The sequence below is a fragment of the Chryseobacterium sp. W4I1 genome (genome assembly GCF_030816115.1).
Classification (GTDB): Bacteria; Bacteroidota; Bacteroidia; order Flavobacteriales; family Weeksellaceae; genus Chryseobacterium.
On the sequence record NZ_JAUSXQ010000001.1, the window covers coordinates 2,542,244 to 2,559,455 of the forward strand.

17 protein-coding genes are annotated in these 17,212 nt (G+C 37.3%); 4 read left to right on the forward strand and 13 right to left on the reverse strand.

Annotated features, from left to right (window positions below):
* The first annotated feature begins 135 nt into the window (after window positions 1-135).
* Window positions 136-279 (forward strand): hypothetical protein, encoded by a 144-nt coding sequence (locus tag QF044_RS11725; protein ID WP_307267313.1) that lies wholly within the window; start codon window positions 136-138, stop codon window positions 277-279.
* A 126-nt stretch (window positions 280-405) separates the two neighbouring features.
* On the opposite strand, the gene QF044_RS11730 is transcribed toward QF044_RS11725, so the two are convergent.
* Together QF044_RS11730 and QF044_RS11735 are read right to left on the reverse strand one after the other, a co-directional pair.
* Window positions 406-738: a hypothetical protein gene (locus QF044_RS11730; RefSeq protein WP_307267315.1), complete on the reverse strand. Its 333-nt coding sequence runs from the start codon at window positions 736-738 to the stop codon at window positions 406-408.
* A 204-nt stretch (window positions 739-942) separates the two neighbouring features.
* On the reverse strand, window positions 943-1,206 hold the full coding sequence (locus QF044_RS11735; RefSeq protein ID WP_307267318.1) for a hypothetical protein: 264 nt from the start codon (window positions 1,204-1,206) through the stop codon (window positions 943-945).
* A 38-nt stretch (window positions 1,207-1,244) separates the two neighbouring features.
* Here QF044_RS11735 and QF044_RS11740 point away from each other — a divergent pair, with 38 nt between their 5' ends.
* Window positions 1,245-1,430 (forward strand): KOW motif-containing protein, encoded by a 186-nt coding sequence (locus QF044_RS11740; RefSeq protein WP_307267321.1) that lies wholly within the window; start codon window positions 1,245-1,247, stop codon window positions 1,428-1,430.
* Window positions 1,431-1,640: 210 nt separating this feature from the next.
* On the opposite strand, the gene mnmE is transcribed toward QF044_RS11740, so the two are convergent.
* The 5 genes from mnmE to QF044_RS11765 form a co-directional block, all read right to left on the reverse strand.
* Window positions 1,641-3,026 carry a tRNA uridine-5-carboxymethylaminomethyl(34) synthesis GTPase MnmE gene (mnmE, locus tag QF044_RS11745; protein WP_307267322.1) on the reverse strand — a complete coding sequence of 462 codons (1,386 nt, stop codon included), beginning with the start codon at window positions 3,024-3,026 and terminating at the stop codon, window positions 1,641-1,643.
* Between the two features lie 266 nt (window positions 3,027-3,292).
* A complete protein-coding gene (locus tag QF044_RS11750; RefSeq protein ID WP_307267325.1) occupies window positions 3,293-3,871 on the reverse strand; it encodes an NAD(P)H-dependent oxidoreductase in 579 nt (192 codons plus the stop codon).
* The gene (locus QF044_RS11755) at window positions 3,868-4,884 is read right to left on the reverse strand and encodes a saccharopine dehydrogenase (RefSeq protein WP_307267328.1); all 1,017 of its coding nucleotides are present in this window, start codon (window positions 4,882-4,884) and stop codon (window positions 3,868-3,870) included. The genes QF044_RS11750 and QF044_RS11755 overlap by 4 nt, the downstream gene beginning before the upstream one ends.
* A gap of 131 nt (window positions 4,885-5,015) precedes the next feature.
* Window positions 5,016-5,582, reverse strand: a complete 567-nt coding sequence (locus QF044_RS11760; RefSeq protein WP_307267331.1) for a Crp/Fnr family transcriptional regulator — start codon at window positions 5,580-5,582, stop codon at window positions 5,016-5,018.
* Window positions 5,583-6,051: 469 nt separating this feature from the next.
* The gene (locus tag QF044_RS11765; RefSeq protein WP_307267334.1) at window positions 6,052-7,821 is read right to left on the reverse strand and encodes an aminopeptidase P family protein; all 1,770 of its coding nucleotides are present in this window, start codon (window positions 7,819-7,821) and stop codon (window positions 6,052-6,054) included.
* A gap of 416 nt (window positions 7,822-8,237) precedes the next feature.
* Between QF044_RS11765 and QF044_RS11770 the strand changes: the two genes are divergently transcribed.
* Window positions 8,238-8,675, forward strand: coding sequence for a DUF6526 family protein (locus tag QF044_RS11770; RefSeq protein WP_307267336.1), 438 nt, complete (start codon window positions 8,238-8,240; stop codon window positions 8,673-8,675).
* Between the two features lie 198 nt (window positions 8,676-8,873).
* Complete coding sequence (locus QF044_RS11775; RefSeq protein ID WP_307267339.1) at window positions 8,874-9,980, forward strand: DNA topoisomerase IB; 1,107 nt, start codon at window positions 8,874-8,876, stop codon at window positions 9,978-9,980.
* Between the two features lie 159 nt (window positions 9,981-10,139).
* Here QF044_RS11775 and QF044_RS11780 read toward each other — a convergent pair whose 3' ends face one another.
* The 6 genes from QF044_RS11780 to ureG all read right to left on the reverse strand — a co-directional run bounded on the left by QF044_RS11780 (window position 10,140) and on the right by ureG (window position 17,190).
* On the reverse strand, window positions 10,140-11,027 hold the full coding sequence (locus QF044_RS11780) for an AraC family transcriptional regulator (RefSeq protein WP_307267342.1): 888 nt from the start codon (window positions 11,025-11,027) through the stop codon (window positions 10,140-10,142).
* 252 nt (window positions 11,028-11,279) lie between these two features.
* Window positions 11,280-13,526 (reverse strand): TonB-dependent receptor plug domain-containing protein, encoded by a 2,247-nt coding sequence (locus QF044_RS11785; RefSeq protein ID WP_307267344.1) that lies wholly within the window; start codon window positions 13,524-13,526, stop codon window positions 11,280-11,282.
* Window positions 13,527-13,720: 194 nt separating this feature from the next.
* On the reverse strand, window positions 13,721-14,626 hold the full coding sequence (locus tag QF044_RS11790) for an urea transporter (protein ID WP_307267347.1): 906 nt from the start codon (window positions 14,624-14,626) through the stop codon (window positions 13,721-13,723).
* 197 nt (window positions 14,627-14,823) lie between these two features.
* Entirely contained in the window at window positions 14,824-15,525 is a 702-nt protein-coding gene (locus QF044_RS11795; protein WP_307267350.1) for a hypothetical protein, read from the reverse strand.
* Window positions 15,526-15,762: 237 nt separating this feature from the next.
* A complete protein-coding gene (locus QF044_RS11800; protein WP_307267352.1) occupies window positions 15,763-16,551 on the reverse strand; it encodes an urease accessory protein UreD in 789 nt (262 codons plus the stop codon).
* Window positions 16,552-17,190, reverse strand: a complete 639-nt coding sequence (gene ureG / locus QF044_RS11805) for an urease accessory protein UreG (RefSeq protein ID WP_307267355.1) — start codon at window positions 17,188-17,190, stop codon at window positions 16,552-16,554.
* Between the last annotated feature and the right edge of the window lie 22 nt (window positions 17,191-17,212).

The following is a 17,212-nucleotide window of genomic DNA, read 5'->3' on the forward strand; positions in this document are numbered from 1 at the left end:
AGCTGCAGGCCGGTTTATGGCTAGGAACTGGCCTGTTTATCGTGTAACAAATGAGAAAGACTATGAAACAATTATTACTAATTTAAAAGTAACTGATTTTCAATCAGATCCGGAAAAGTCTCAAATATTTCACACTTGACAAAATATCTGAAAAATACTGAAGTGAAGCAGCTTTCTGAAATGCTGAGAAATAGCAAGGGACTATCTGATGTTTTCCACATAGAATGTGGTCTTGTATTAGCAGGTGGGTATGGAACCATGTCTGATTTTTCCAAATAACGCTAAAATCAATTAGAAAAAAGGAAGATATTATCATCTTTTACAAATGAAGTCGAATTTTTTAAATATCGCATAAAAAAAACGACTTCAATTATAGAAGTCGCTTTTTAAAAGTTTTCTGAAAAATTATTTCTTTAAATCTGCTTTTACATCTTTATAACCATCTGAGATTGCATCTGCACTTTTTACAGCAGTTTTTTTAACATTTTTCGCGCCTTTGGTAGTGGTTTTGGCAACCCATTTGGTGCTTTTTTTAACTCCTTTTTTGGTCGCTTTTGCACCTTTTTGAGCTTTATCTCCTACCCATTCTGCACCATCTTTTACTCCTTTTCCTGTTGCTTTTGCTCCTTTTTCAATGGCATTGCCAACATTTTTCGCTTCTTGTTTTACAGTTTCCTGGGCATTAATAGCTATTGAAAATAAACCAAAAGCTAATAATGTCAATAATTTCTTTTTCATATTGTCATTTTTAAAATTAATTTGATAAATATAGCATAAAACAAGCCAAATGTATATGATCAAATTTGTACTTTGATCCGAATGGTGCAAAACCTTTTCTACTCTCATTTTATTCTTCAATCATAAACAAGTTGACATTTAAATACGATATGATTATTATCAAATCACCAAGATACTTCTCCCGTTTCAGTATTATTTTTCTCACTAAAATTTTCCGGTCGGTCCGCCCTTATCAATCAAAGTATACTTTATAGTTCGTTTTCCGGCAGCTTCTAAAGTTCCAGTTCCTCTATGACCGTTGAAATCCTTGGTAAATCCCGGACATACAGCTTTTACTTTAAAATTGTACACTTTATCTCGTATGACAAAATAACGGTATACATATTCATTGCAGGCTGAAGAAAGATAAACCGCTGCTGATCCACCACGGAACCAATTTTTATTGTAACAACAGGAAAATATTATCAAAAGCTTATATTTACCATATGTCCAAAATATATTTTAAAATGAAAACAGGCAACTCCGAAAAATTAACTAATGGTGATCTTTGCAAGGTTATAGCCGGTACACACACCGGAAAATCAGGAATAGTAAGTGATATGCATACCAGTAAAACCGGTCATATGACCATCACTGTGACTCAGGAGAATGGGGTTAAGTTTAAAACCCTTGCTAAAAATGTAGTTAAATAATAGCTTTGCTTTTTATATCGAGATTTTCAAAATTCAGTATAGCCTTATCTTACTTTTTTTCATATAGTAGCGGTTTTCATATCAATTGAAAATAGGGGAAATTATTCTCATACAATCTGCAAAAAAGACAAATAAAACTCCCTTTAAACATTACATTTAAAGGGAGTTCATTATTATTAATTGCAATCTATATACAATCTAAAACATTTGCTACTTTCCGATACAAAACTTAGAAAAAATATTCCCCAGCACCTCATCATTTGTTACCTCCCCGGAAATTTCGCCAAGATGTTCTAAAGCATTTCTTAATTCATAGGCGAGTAATTCTGTAGAGATTTGGAATGAAATGGCTTCTTTCACTTTATGAGTAGCATCAAGAGATTTACGAAGGGCTTCAAAGTGTCTTTGATTGGTAATGACTACATTATTTTCCTGTGATTTTAGTTGTTCAACGTAGGAAGACAATTCATTTTTCAGATCCTGGATATTTTGGTTTTCTACGGCTGATATTCTGATAAAATCAAAATCCTGGGCAATTTCATTTCTAAAAATCGCTTCTACCGCTTCATATTTCGGAGGCAGTACTTCGTCGATTTTTGTAGCACAGATGATCAGCTTTAAATCTTCTCTCTGAAGAGATTTGATCATTTCAATATCTTCCGAGTAATCTTCTGTGGCAGCATCTGCAAGGTATACAAGAATATTGGCATTCTCCACTTTTTCCTTAGCCTTTTTAACGCCTATAGCTTCAATTTCATCAATAGTATCACGAAGACCGGCTGTATCAATAAGACGGAATGCATGACCTTTAATATGCAAAATTTCTTCAATCGTATCTCTGGTTGTTCCTGCAATATTACTGACGATTGCTCTTTCCTCTTTTAATAAAGCATTTAAAAGCGTAGATTTCCCAGCATTCGGCTTTCCGATGATGGCAACCGCCGTTCCGTTTTTGATGGCATTTCCGTACTGGAAACTTTCAATAAGAGAATTTAATTTCAACTCAATTTTATCCAAAAGTCCATTAAGGGCAGACCGGTCTGCAAACTCTACATCTTCCTCTGCAAAATCCAATTCAAGTTCGATCAAGGAAACAAAATTCAAAAGATCGGTTCTTAATATTGATATTTCGTTGGTTATTCCTCCTTTAAGTTGATTGATGGCTACTTTTCTGGAAGCTTCATTTTCAGAGGCGATTACATCTGCAATCGCTTCCGCCTGCGAAAGATCTATCCTTCCGTTAATGAACGCACGAAGAGTAAACTCTCCTGCCTTGGCCATTCTAGCCCCGTTTTTGATGAGGGTTTCAAGAATACGTTTTCCGATATGCGGTGAACCGTGAAAAGCAATTTCCACAGAATTTTCTGTAGTGAAACTTTTCGGAGCTAGAAAAATAGAAAGCATTACCTCATCAATAGCTTCCTCCCCATCCATAAAATAACCGTAATGAATGGTATGGGATTTTTGCTTTTCAAGTTTTTTGCCCGGAAAACTTTTCTGAACCACCGGTAAAGCATTGTTTCCTGAAACTCTGATAATGCCTAAAGCTCCTACTCCATTGGCCGTAGCCAGTGCGCAAATCGTATCGTTATTCATGATGCAAATTTACGCTTTTTCAGGCTAATTTATGATGAGCTATTTTATACAGATTGTCTATTGTTTTGATTGAAGTTTTTGGATTTTTGATAGTTTAAGTCATTGCGAGGAACAAAGCGACGAAGCAATCTTATTTAAATTAATGTTTGTAGTTAAATCTATGTTTGTTTTGTAGAACTGATAAAATATTTAACACGACCCCCAATATTTAGCATATATGATCAGTAAATGAGATTGTTCGTCACTTGTTCCTCGCAATGACGGTTTTATTTTTGCTTTCTTCCCAATTCTCTTACTTTATAAAGCCATTTTGTACGCTGCATCTCAGTAGAATTTCTTATAATACCTATATAAGTTACTTTAATAGGTTTTACACCACAGAATTCCAAGGTTGACTTTTTCAGCTGATTAATACTTGGCTTACCATACAGAAGCCAATAGTACCAACCCGGCTGATCGAGCGTTGTGATGATGTGTGCTGTTTTTCCTTTTAGCAGCTTATCCCACCAAACTGAATTTTCTCTGTATTTATAAGCGAACCCCGGCAAGAACAACCGATCAATAAAACCTTTCATCATTGCAGGCATACCTCCCCACCAGACCGGATGGATCCAAACCATATGGTCTGCCCACAGTATGATCTCCCATGCTTTCAGGAGATCCCGCTCCAGTTCCATTCTTTTCTGGTATCCGAAATGGAGAACGGGATCAAATTTCAATTCGGCAATTGTAATTTCTCTCACTTCCGCTCCTGATGTAAGGGCTCCTTCCCGGTAAGCTTTTACAATTCCAAAATTAAATGAATCTTTATTGGGATGACCGTTGATAATGGCTATTTTCTTCATGATATATTGATTGTTCCATAGGATTTGAGCTTTTCCAGCAATAATGATGGCTGATGCAGCTGGTGACTGAAATAGACATTATTTTCATGGGAATTATTCAGCAGTTCTTCCGTATGCAATACTGCAGACAAAGCCGTCAGTTCAGCCTGCCCTTTTGTACTCTGCAGACTTAACTTTTTAATTTTACCATTGGTTCTTACAACGATTTCAAATACACTCTGATCTCCTTTTCCACTTGATCCGAAGATCATTCTTCTTTCTTTTAAAGACAGAATATTAAAAATTCTCATTTTTTGAAATGCACCTAAAAGCCAGGTGATAAATTTAGAATTGTAAGTCATTTTAACGCTGACGCTGGGTACTTTTTCAATCTGATTTAAAATATATAAATCCGGAACATCAAAATTATAGACCTCTCTTGTACCAATTCCAAAGGAAAAATTATAATTTTCGGAATCTAAGAAATGTTTTATCGGAACCTGTCGGTTATTTTCATACCTGATAAAAGGTTTTGCTACATTTTCGGCCATGAAATGAGCAGAACTTTCCCCGGCAAGGTCTTTTACAGAATAATAAACAAAGAGTTCCACTTCCTGGATGTCTGTAGTCTTTTCTGAAAGTGTTTTCACAAGCCCATTGACAATACCACCCATCCATCCTGAGCTGAATACAATCCGGCTCTGTATATTCCTGTTTTTAGCAACCGAATATGCTTTTACAAGGTCAGGAGTTGGTTTAGTGATATCAAGATAATCTATTTTATTTTCAATGGCAAACCGGAGAATATGATCTTCCTTATCATTAACGGAAAGAATGATCAGGTCAATTTTCTTATCTATAATCACTGAGAATGTTCCGGGGTTAGTGACATCAATTTTGAGTTCTTTCTCAGTTTGACCTCCTTTTCTCCCTCCCACGAAAATATTCAGATGGGGATTTCTTGATTTTAAAATCCGGATAATTGTTTTACCTACAAGGCCGTTTCCTCCAACGACCAGAATATTGTGCTCCATATATTTTTTTTTACAAAATTATAGAGCTGCAATACTGTACTGTAGGACAAATGTCTAAAACCGAAATTCTCTAGCTTATTTCTCTGATTAGTAAAACAATCGTTTTTATTAAGCTAATATCGCCTTTCCTTTTATATCGTAATTTCTTTTCTGATCCTGCTAAGATGTCTTTGTGTAATTCCCAGATAAGAAGCCAGATACTGCAGCGGAATTTTCTGAACATAATCCGGCTGGTTGCCAAGGAGAGTCTCATACCGCTTTGCTGCACTGTCTCTTTGAAGCTGGAAAAATCTTTTTTCAAGTTCAAGATATTCCTGCTCTGCGATCATTTTTAAAAACTTGGTCCAGTTGAGATCATCTTTTACCAGATCATCTACAGCATCTTTTTTCAGAACCATCAGCTCAGTATCGGTGATAGCCTGCATATTTTCGCTGCTGGGACAGTCTGAGATAAATGATGAATAACTGGCCATCAGCTGATTGGGGAACCTAAAACAGTAGGTCATATCTTTTCCTTCATCTGAAATATAATAGGAACGGAAAATTCCGGATACTATAAATGCTATTTCTTTACAATGACTACCTTCCTGTATAAAAAATTCATTTTTATACATTTTTCTGGCTTCAAAGAGTTGGGCAAAATCTCTGATTTCACTGTCTGAGAATATATCAAAGCTGCGAAAATAGTCTTCTATCATGTTTTCAAATTATACTTAGAATCCTGTAGCATTCTTTAGTTTTTTGGCGAAATTAAACAAATCCTGAAGTCACTGCAAATATTCAGAGCTTTCTTGAACACTTTTAAGCTGTCGAATTTATATCAACTCTGATTTGTTTGATAATAAAAATAAAACCATTTCAGGACGAAATGGTTTTATTGTTTAGTAATATATGAAGATATGAATGATTGGTCTTTTTTATTGATACAAAGATAGAATCCTTGATAATCCCTTCTGTCAGGGGAAACCCTATAATTATATCCGTGAAAATACGGTTGTATGAATACGAAAAAGCCCCGCAGAGGAATCCACGGGGCTTCAAAAATATATCTAACAATATTAATGTTCAAAGAATAAAATTTGATGTTTAAAGGTAAGGCTCAATATTTTAGCTATCCAAAACTGACCATTGATCATTTACAATTACCCATCTTTATCATTTGCACTGTTAAAGCGGGCTCACCAATTCAAGGAACCAATCTTTAATCTCTCCTTCAAGATAAGGACCCAGTTTTTCTTCACAAGTTCTGTGGTAATCATTCAGCCAGATAATTTCTTTTTCTGAAAGGATTTCTTTTACAATGGTATCCTTAAAGAACGGACAGAACGTCAGGGTTTCAAATTCATAGAATGTTCCGTGAATTGTTTTTTCTGCTTCTTTTACGGCGATCAGGTTTTCGTGCCGGATTCCGTATTCTCCTTCAAGATAGTATCCCGGTTCATTGGAACAAACCATTCCCGGAAGAAGATCCTGAGGATTCATATCTTTTCTGATATTCTGTGGACCTTCATGAACATTCATAAAGCTTCCAACTCCATGACCGGTTCCGTGGTTGAAATCTTTTCCTTCCATCCATAGCGGAAGCCTTGCAATGGCATCAAGATGAACACCTTTTGTTCCTTTCGGGAATTTCACCATGGACAAACGGATCAATCCCTGAAGCACTAAAGTGGAATTCCTTTTAAAATCATCAGAAACCGCTCCTAAAGCCAAGGTTCTTGTGATATCGGTAGTTCCTTCAAGATATTGTCCTCCTGAATCTACCAGAATGCTGGCATCATTGGTCACTTCTTTACTTCCTTCACTTTTTGCAGAATAGTGCATGATAGCACCGTTATCTTTATAACCTACAATGCTTCCAAAGCTTTCTCCTACAAAGTTTTTGCCTTCTGCACGGAAACCGCCCAGTTTTTTACCAATAGAATATTCAGTCATTGCTTCTTTTCCCGCATTATGAGTCAGCCAGTAAAGGAATTTCACCATAGCCACACCGTCTCTTACCATCACTGTTCTGAATCCTTCCAGCTCAGTTTCATTTTTCTGGGCTTTCATCAGGTTACCGGGAACAGGAGCTTTTATAAATTGGTTATCAGCCTTTAAAGTTTCATAGATCATCTGGTTGCTGTTCGGAGAAACCAATACCTTTTCATTTTTAAATGCTTTCAGATAATTGTAAAATTCTTCGTAAGGCATCATTTTCACAAAAGACTCATCCATCTGTTTTCTTGCCTCTACTTCCAGCTTTTCAAGGTCTGTGAACAAAACTGCATCATTTTTAGTGATAACTGTATATCCTAAAAATACAGGGTTGCTTTCTACATCGCTTCCTCTTAAATTCAGTGTCCAGGCTACATCATCCAAGCTGGAAATAATATGAACGGTAGCTTCCTGATCTTCCATTTTCTGGCGGATAGCATTGATCTTATCGGTAACCGATTTTCCGGCTCTTTCTACTGGATGTATGAAAATTGGATTTTTAGAAGGCGTTCCTCTTTCTTTCCATATCTCTTTTAGTAATGGAAGATCTGTTAATGTAATATTTTTTGACTGCAGTTTTTGTGAAAGCAGTTCCCAGTTGGCATTTGAAGTGGCCAAAGCATTCACGGCTACTTTTCCACCTGAAGGAATCTCAGAAATGATCCAGTCTATATAATTGGGAGTTCCTTCCATTCCGTCTTTGAAAAGATCGATTCCTGAATTTTCAAGCTCAAGGGCTGCCTGGGTAAAGTATCGGCCATCCGTCCAAAGACCTGCTTTGTCTTTGGTGATCACCACAAAACCTGCGGAACCTAAAAATCCTGAAAGCCATGCTCTCTCCTGCCATTCTTCAGGCAAATACTCGCTCATGTGCGGATCTGCAGAATATACTATAAATGCATCAACATTATTTTTCTGCATCTCCTCCCGAAGTGCAACAACTTTTTCCTTTGAAGTCATTCTTTTTTCTTTTTAAACACCGAAAGTTACGAAAAAATTGAGGTTTGATAATGAAATAAGAGCTGTAATTTCGTTAATGATTTGTTATTTTTTCATTGCAGACCAAGTGGATTGAAGTTTCAGTGTAAGTTGAATTTTAAATGTGAAAAGAAAGAAATTCACTTTATAAGCTGGCCTAATAAATTTAAAATTTTTCTTTAAAGGGTAAATGATACTCCTATTCAACCCCAATAACTACTCTTTTAAGCTAAGTTATTTATTCTAAAGTCTACAATTCATTAAATAAATACTAACATATTTATAATTAGTTGAAAATAATTAACAATATTCATTTAAACAGGTGCTCAAGTACCACAAAAACGCAATTATTATTAAACATATAAAGTTTTGGAAAGATTATTGCTACTATTCATCGTATGAAAGAGCAGAATTATAAAAATCACAGGAAGTTTTATCCTCCCCATCATTTCATTTATCTTCCGATATTGATCGTACTGGAAATTTATGGAATTTATAAAATTTGGGATAACAGAGAAAACGAACTGACATGGATTTTATTTTCAATTGTGATATTTCTCCTCTTCTACCTGGCTTTTATGACGAGGCAGCATTATGCTTTGGGACTGCAAAACCGTATGGTAATCCTTGAATTTAAACAGCGGTATTTCGAAATTTTCGGAAAAAGGTCTGATGAAGTGGCAGAAAAGCTACGATTTGATCAGATTGCCGCATTAAGGTTTGCTTACGATGACGAATTCCGGGAGCTTCTGAACAAAGCCATCACTGAAAATATCTCCGGCGACGAGATTAAACGTTCTATCAAAAACTGGAAAGCTGACCATCAAAGAATATAATAACACCAAAATATTTATATCATGAGAAAATTGACTTTATACAGTATGACCATATTTGTATTGCTTACACTAACCAGCTGTGAGGCAATAGAAACTATTTTTAAGGCTGGAATGTGGTGGGGAATTATTCTAGTCGTTGCAGTTGTAGTTGTCCTTTTTCTGATCTTTTCGAGGGGTAAGAACTCTTAACCATTTTTTATGGAGAAGAATACGGATCTGGAAATTATTTCTCACCTAAAGCCTTCAAAAATTGTCAAGATCATGAAGGATCCCGAGGCCTCCGCAAAGGCGGTACATCTTGTATATACCACCGATGCGGAAACGGCAGGGATTACCCGTAAAAAGAACGGGAAGAAGTATGCTTATTACAAGGACGGTGAAAAGCTTAAAGACAAGAATGAGATCAACAGGATCAACAGTCTGGTTATTCCTCCCGCATGGGAAAATGTCTGGATCTGTGCCCTGGATAACGGTCATCTTCAGGCCACCGGCTTTGATGTAAAAAAGAGAAAGCAGTACCGCTATCATCCTTTGTGGAGTGCTTTAAGAAATCATACCAAATTTTACAGAATGCTTCAGTTCGGGTATGCGCTTCCGGATATACGGCTTCATGTGGAACAGGATCTTGCTTTAAGAAATTTCGAGAAGAGAAAAATACTGGCCTTAATTGTAAGTTTAATGCAGCGTACGAATATCCGTATCGGTAATAATGCCTACGAAAAGCTGTATGGTTCCTTTGGTTTGACTACTTTAAAGGATAAGCATGTAAAAATTAACGGGCAAAAGATTTCGTTCTCATTTAAAGGAAAGAAAGGTGTTATGCACAATATCAATCTGAAAAGCAAGAGACTTTCCAGGTTAGTACAAAAATGCAAGGATATTCCGGGAAGGGAACTTTTCCAGTATTTTGATGATGAAGGAAACCGCCATTCTATTGACTCCGGGATGGTGAATGATTATATTAAAGAAATAAGCGGGGAAGATTTCACTGCAAAGGATTTCAGGACCTGGTCCGGAACGGTGAGTGCCTTAATCGCTTTTAAAGAGATTGGCTACGCTGAAAATAACACGCAGTATAAAAAGAAAGTGAAAGAAGCTCTGGAAATCGTGGCTGAACATCTTGGAAATACCAGTACGGTTTGCAGAAAATATTATGTACATCCTTTGGTGATCAATCTTTACGAAAATAATACAATCAAAAAGTACCTTGATGAATTGGAACAAATCGAAGAAAACGATGGAAAGGCCGGCCTGACACAAGAGGAAAAACTAGTGCTGAAGATTCTTGAAAACGAAAAAATGTAGGAAGGGTGAAAGATGAAAGAGTGAAGATGGAAGTATTGAAATTCCAATATCAGTTTTTAAGTTTTTATTCATCTATAATGACCTCTTAATATCTATTTAAAAGGCATAAAGCAATTTCGGACAATCAGAATTTCTTTCCTCACTCTTCCGGCTTCCATTTTATACCGAAACTCTGTTCTTCAAAAAATGTGTTCTGTAATCTTTAGGGGTAATTCCTGCAATTTTCTTGAAAAGCTGAGTAAAGTGTGATGCGGTATGAAAGTTGAGTTCATAAGCTATTTCTGCGATGTCCTTACTTGAATGGAGCAAGGCTTTACTGTAATTAATATCAATCTCATTAATCCATTGCTTCGGTGATTTTTGGGTTACATTTTTCACACATTTATTAAGGTAGCTCTCCGTTACCGACAGTTTATCAGCATAAAAGGCCACCCGTTTTTCCGCTACGTGGTATTTAAACAAAAGATCACGGAACTGAAGCGAAAGTTCCATTGGGCGTGATGCCGATTTGTGATGACTATCTGAATCTGTGCTCAGCATTTTGATAAGAATCAAATGAAGCATTGTGACCACCACTTCATTAATGTTCAGGTTATTCAGCCAAAGTTCCTGTTCCAGGATCGGAAGCAACTGGGTGATGGTTCCGTAGGTAAGACTGTCCAGATTCAGGAATGGGGTCATGAAAAAAATGCTGCTTTTGTGCTTGGGTAATTCCTGTTCGGAAAGAATATTGTTTTCATAAGCCAGGAAAAATCCCTCAATATCGTCTGAGAGTTCTACGGTAGCCGTGATTGTTCCCTGTTTGATAAAGATCACACCGCCTTTTTCAGCATTATATTCTTTGTTTTCCAGATACTGCTTTATATGTCCCTTTGTCACAAAAATAATAAAGTTAAAAGTGGTACGGTACGGGATCACCGGCATTAAAATCCCTTTAAGGTAGTTTTCGATGCGGTATAGCTGTATGTCTGCATTATTAGCCAGTATTTTCTCCGTAATATTCGGAAGAAAAAGCTTTTTATACTGAAAATTGGATAGTATTTCCATGATTAATTATTGATGCAAATTTGATGCTGAATTATTTTGTATTTATGTATTCAGGTAAAATGTATTAATGATTTGATAGGACAGTGTTTACAATAATGTTTAAATCTGAATCTTAAGGTTTATAAGTTTTAGAAACAGTAAAATGAGTTTTATTTTAAGATTGGATAATTTTTTCTTAATAGTTAAAATACATCTTAAAATAGTATTCTCATTCATGAATACACAAATACATTTTACATGAATACACTTAAGTTAAAATTTATAATACACTCCCATTCTTACTCCAAACGGACTTCCCGGAGTATAAGTAAGGTCTGTGATAGGTTCTGCTTCGCCTTTTAATTGGGTTTCTGTCGCAAACTGAGCTTCGTTCCATCGGACGTTGAAGAGGTTGTTTACCTGGATATTTGCTCCCCATTTCTGACGGTTGTAAGAAAGCATCAGATCGTTGACGAAATACGCTTTTGTTTTGATGCTGTTATCCTCTACAGCCGGCCTTGAGCCAAGATACCTGTACTGAAGTCCCAATGAAAAGCCATGAAGAAAATCCCAGTTGACGGAGCCTGTGCTGGTTACTACCGGAGCTAATGGAACATAATCCTGTCCTTTTTCTTCTTCAATAAATCTGGCATGAGAATAATTAAGATCTGCATTTAGATAGAAATTTTCAAGTGGCTGGAAACGGATTCCCAAATCTGCCCCGAAACGCTGTGATTTTCCGGATGGCTCTACTACAGCATCATCACCAACATATACGAATTCCTGCTGCAGATACATATACCATAAAGCAGGTGTAATAATCAGTGATTTGAAAGGATGGAGTCTCGCTCCAAGATCTCCGCCGATAGAATACGGAAGTGTTTTCTGATCAGGATTCGGAACGACTACTCTCAGGTCATTGGAATGAAATCCCATTCCGGTCTTCAAAAACCACATGACGTTATCACTCTGAGCATAAGAGAAATTAAGTTTCGGGCTTAATCTTGTTGCTTCTTTTGACTGTCCGGAAGGAAGTTGTTCAGTATCCAGCAGATTATGCATATTAAACATAAAATGATCCACTCTTAAGGCTGGATTGACGGTCCATTTTCCCGTCTTCCATATCAATCCGGAATAGACATGAAGGTTCGTTTCAGTTCCGTTTACGTCGGCTTTTCTGTCCAGGAGAAGATCTCTGTGATAGACATGATTGAGCTGCAAAGTATTAATATCATCATTTCTTAAACCTACTCCAGAAATCCAATTCAATGAGCTGTTTCCAAGAGTAAAGCTTTTGGTATATTTCACCTCAGCTCCGTAAATATTTCTGCCATCTGTCTGTTGAATCTCATCACCATGGTCTTTATCTTTTAAATAAAAAGTAAAATCAGAATACAGATTAAAATTATACTTTGAATAAAATGCCATTGCATCAATCTGTTCGGAATCTGAAATAATATGTTTAAAATTCATCTGAAGATTGGTTCTTGACGTTTTTCCGCCTTCTGTAGAATCAATGCTTCCCCACCGACCAATCATTCCTTCATCTACGGCACGTTCAGGAATCTGTCCGGACGCATTCCAGGAAGAATTAAATGTTGAGAACTGGATATTGAAATAATCCTTATCGGTGATCCACTGATTGTATTTTCCGAAAATATTGACCCTGTTAAAATTCTGCTTTACATCAAAAGGCCCGTCAGTATAGTTGTATTCTGCTGCCAGATAAGCATTTTTTCTTCCCGTATCATCATGCAGAATGTTGAACATTCCGAGAATCCTTTTTGAATTGAATGAGCCCCCTTCCAATTTGACCATACTGTTTTTCAACCCATTATAGGTTTGAAAATCAACGTATCCAGCTGTATTAAAATCTCCACGATCCATATAATATGCTCCTTTTCCAAAATCAATGTTGTTGACGGTTTCAGGAATCACAAAATGCAGATCCGAATAACCCTGTCCATGGGCATGGGAAACAATATTAACAGGCATTCCGTCTACATTCACACTAACATCTGTACCATGATCTGCATCAAAACCTCTTAGGAAAAGCTGCTCCGCCTTTCCACCTCCTGCATGCTGTGCAATGAACAATCCCGGAACTTTTCTCAACAGATCCTGTGCAGAATTAACGGGAAATTTGTTTAAATCAACTTTTGTAATAGCTGATAAAAACGAACTATGATTAATAGCCACTTCAGAGATCTGATAGGGCTTATGCTGTAAAAAAATAACCTTATTTTGATCATGATCATTGTTCACCACCCACGTTACCTCATCATATCCCTGACGACCGATGACTAATGTGTCCGGAAGGCTGGCAACAGGAAGCGTAAAAGTCCCGTCGCTTCCCGAATGGGTATGGGTGTTTCCGTGGTTGTATTTTATAAGGACATCCGCAATGGGAAATTGGTCATCTGCATCCTTTATAGCCAGTTTTTTTTCTGTTTCCTGGGCAGATATTTTTCCGTTAAAAGCCAATGCCAGAAATACAGCTGCTATTTTAGTTATCTTCATTTTTTTTAAATATTTTTTAGAGTCTAGAATCAAGAGCCAAGAAGCAAGACTGCATATGCCAGACATCAGACTTGAGATTTTAGATTTTAGATTTTAGATTTTAGATTTTTAGTATGAATTGGAACCTGATATCAATATTGTACTGTATATTGCTGCTTACTCCAATCTTTCTTACTATCAATCACCGAAACTATCTACTCAGTTCTTCTTTTTTTAAATAATTTCTGTATTAAAAGGGTGATACACGTGCCCAGAACAAATGGAAAAGTCAGGACACCGCCTACTTCGTTCAAGGTATTATGATCTACCAGCAGGTCGTCAATCGCAACTGTAATGGCCACAGCTATCAGCACCCAGAGTCCGTTTTTCTTTTTAAATCCTGAAAAAACGATCGCTGAAAGCACCGCGTTGAATCCGAAAAGTCCCATGTGGATCTTCTCAATGGGTTCACCATTCATATGAGAAAGGTAAGCTCCTAAAACAGCACCTGCAAAACCATACAATGCAGCAGCAGGCGAACTGATAAAAACCGCTACGAAGAAAATAATCCCGGAAAGTATTCCTCCCTGAAATATCACTTCTCCAAATGCATTGGTACAAGTAAGGAAATCATCGTAATCTGCCGGCTCTGCTGTTGCGGAGATCATTTCTGAAGGTGGAATTTGTGTAAAATGATGCAATACAAATACACAGACCCACGTAATGATAATGAAAGGAAACGTGAATACGGGAATTTTTTTCTGAATGAAAAAATGCTGAATTACTGCCGCCAAAGCGCCACCCAATATGATAATTATCCAAATAAGTAATGTTGTCTGAAAGATGAAGGAGAGCGCCACCCCCACTAAAGCCGCACTAAAACCATATAATCCGGCATTGATCTCTGACAGATCATATTTAAGCTTCATTGCAGTGAGTGTTCCGGCTGCGGTTGAAAGAAGAACAGCAACACCGCCTTCCCAACTTCCTATAAAAATGCCGATGAGGAATAAGAGTCCTGTCCATCTGTTTTCCTGAAGCATAATCTGCCCGATTCCTTTTAGAATATTGTCGATAAAAGGTTGTTTTTTGAAAAATTCGTCCATAGTTTTTTTAGTCATATAGTATTTATTAATAAGAGTTTAAGAGTCAAGAAACAAGAGCCAAGAATCAAGATTTTAGACGTCAGATTTCAGACACAAGACATCAGACCGTAAGTCATTAACTTAATTACTAGTAACCAGCAACTGACAACTAAAACTCATTCACTCTCAACCCCTGAAATTCTCCAACTTCGAAACCCGAAACCCGCATCACGTCACCATCCCAGAAACACCATCCCTATTCCGCAGACTGTTACAACAGCACCGCTCACCATGCCCATATACCTTTCCAGTTTTTCTGTATTGAATAAGGTTGAGTAGCCATAACGCCCTAAAAGAACCATTCCCAGCATTGTTAGAACGGTTGTTATGGTAAATGAAGTGACCAAAACCGCTATTTCAGACATGGAATGTTTTACGCCGGAATAGAATAGTAGTGGAATTAGTGGCTCGCTAGGCCCCATTACGAAGATCATGAAAAGCACTAAAGGGGTTACTTTTATTCTTTTTTGCGGCATTACCATTTCCGTGTGATTATGTTCATAAACGTAAACATCGTCACCCATGACATCAAAATGTTTGTGAGGTTTATTTCTGATAGCCTGGATCAATCCATAGATCAAGTAAACGCCTCCAAATATCAGCAAAGCCCATCCTGAAAAATTACCTCTGAGATCCTGAAACCATGAGATCTTATTGAGCTGCCAGCCCAAAAACACTCCGATGAACCCCAAAATCAAGGAGCTCAACACGTGTCCGAATCCACAGACAACGGTTAAAACTGCGGTTTTCATTCCGCTCCATTTTTTAGATTTTGAAATGACAATGAACGGCAGATAATGATCCGGTCCTGAGGCGGTGTGTATAAAGCTTATTGAGATGGCACTTATGAGAAGTGCCCAAACTGTAGTGTCCATTTTTTGTTTTTGTTTTTTCCAGTTATTTAGGTTTTGGCTAAAGCCTTGGTTGATGTTTTTATTTTTGATCGGGCTAAAGCCCGATCCTATTGAATAATGAGGTCTTTTGATTTAATTGAAATCTCTTAATTGCTCTTGTTCAAAATGATCTGATCTTTGGCCAGGACCGGGCTAAAGCCCGCTCCCATTCATTGAATAATTGTTTGGTTTTAATTCAAAATAATAGTCATCAATTATTTATTCCAATGACCAAAGGATTTCCTGAACCCGAAGGAAAAAATTGTACATCAATTCTCCCCCATGTCCTAAAGCTCTTACAACAAAACCATTCTCTTCAATAGCAGAAACGCCGGCTTCCATTTCGTCCCTGTGTTCTGTTGCCAGTTCTACAATCGTTTCAATCAGACTATTTTTATCAACATTTTCTTTTGTACTGTAGAAAATAAGGTTTCCCTGATGCGTATACTGTTCGAGGTTTCCAATGCAGTTAATTGGGAACAGGTCGGGCTGAATAACAACATTGTCTTTAATCACCAGCTTATTTTTATGATAGATCTGCATCAGATTCTGAAAACGTTTTAGTTTAAACACCTCACCATAATGTTTTCTTCCACAGGTAATGATCTCACTGATGATAATCTGACTATTTTTTCCGACATGGATATTGGCCCTACTTTCAAAGTTAGAGTCTTCGTGTGGAACTACAGGATGCGGAACGTAAGCAAAAGAGGTATTTTCTTCCATTTTTACATTGAGCTCCTGAACCGCCTTATCCTTCATATTGAACAGCCGCTGATACGACTGCGACTGCAATTGGAGTGAAGCTCCTTTTTCAAGTTCAACGTTCAGATGATAGCGGTCTCCGTCCAGAATTCCGGGAGAGGAGCTCATTACCATCTGATATAGCTTATTGTCGCTTTTCCGCTGTCCTACGGAAACTACCCTGAACGGAAGTGAAACATAGAGATCTTTCACATAAGACTCTCCCTCCTTGAATCCTGCAATGATATGTAAACGGCTGTCCATTTATCTTACCAGATTCGGTTCTTCACATTCCTCCAGAAGCGCATACTTTTTGATCCATCCGATCACTTTTTCCAGGCCTTCATCTGTTTTAAGATTGGTGAAAACAAAAGGATTTCCGTTTCTCATTCTTCTGGCATCTCTTTCCATTACTTCAAGGCTTGCCCCTACGTGCGGAGCAAGATCTATTTTATTAATGATCAGTAAGTCTGATCTGGTAATGCCGGGACCTCCTTTTCTTGGAATTTTTTCTCCTTCAGCTACATCAATAATGAAGATCATGACATCGGCAAGATCAGGACTGAATGTAGCTGATAGATTATCACCTCCGCTTTCAATTAATACCAGCTCGATATCCGGAAAACGGGCGGCAAGCTCATCTACAGCTTCCAGATTCATACTTGCATCTTCACGGATGGCGGTGTGTGGACATCCTCCTGTTTCTACACCAATGATTCTTTCGTGTGGCAGAAGGCTGTTTTTAGCCATAAATTCAGCATCTTCTTTGGTATAAATATCATTGGTAATCACCCCAAGGTCATATTTTCCGAACATTTTTCGGCTTAAACGTTCCAGCAATGCTGTTTTTCCTGAACCTACAGGTCCAGCCACCCCTACTTTTATATATTTTCTATTGTTCATTTTTCTGTTTTAATTAATCGTA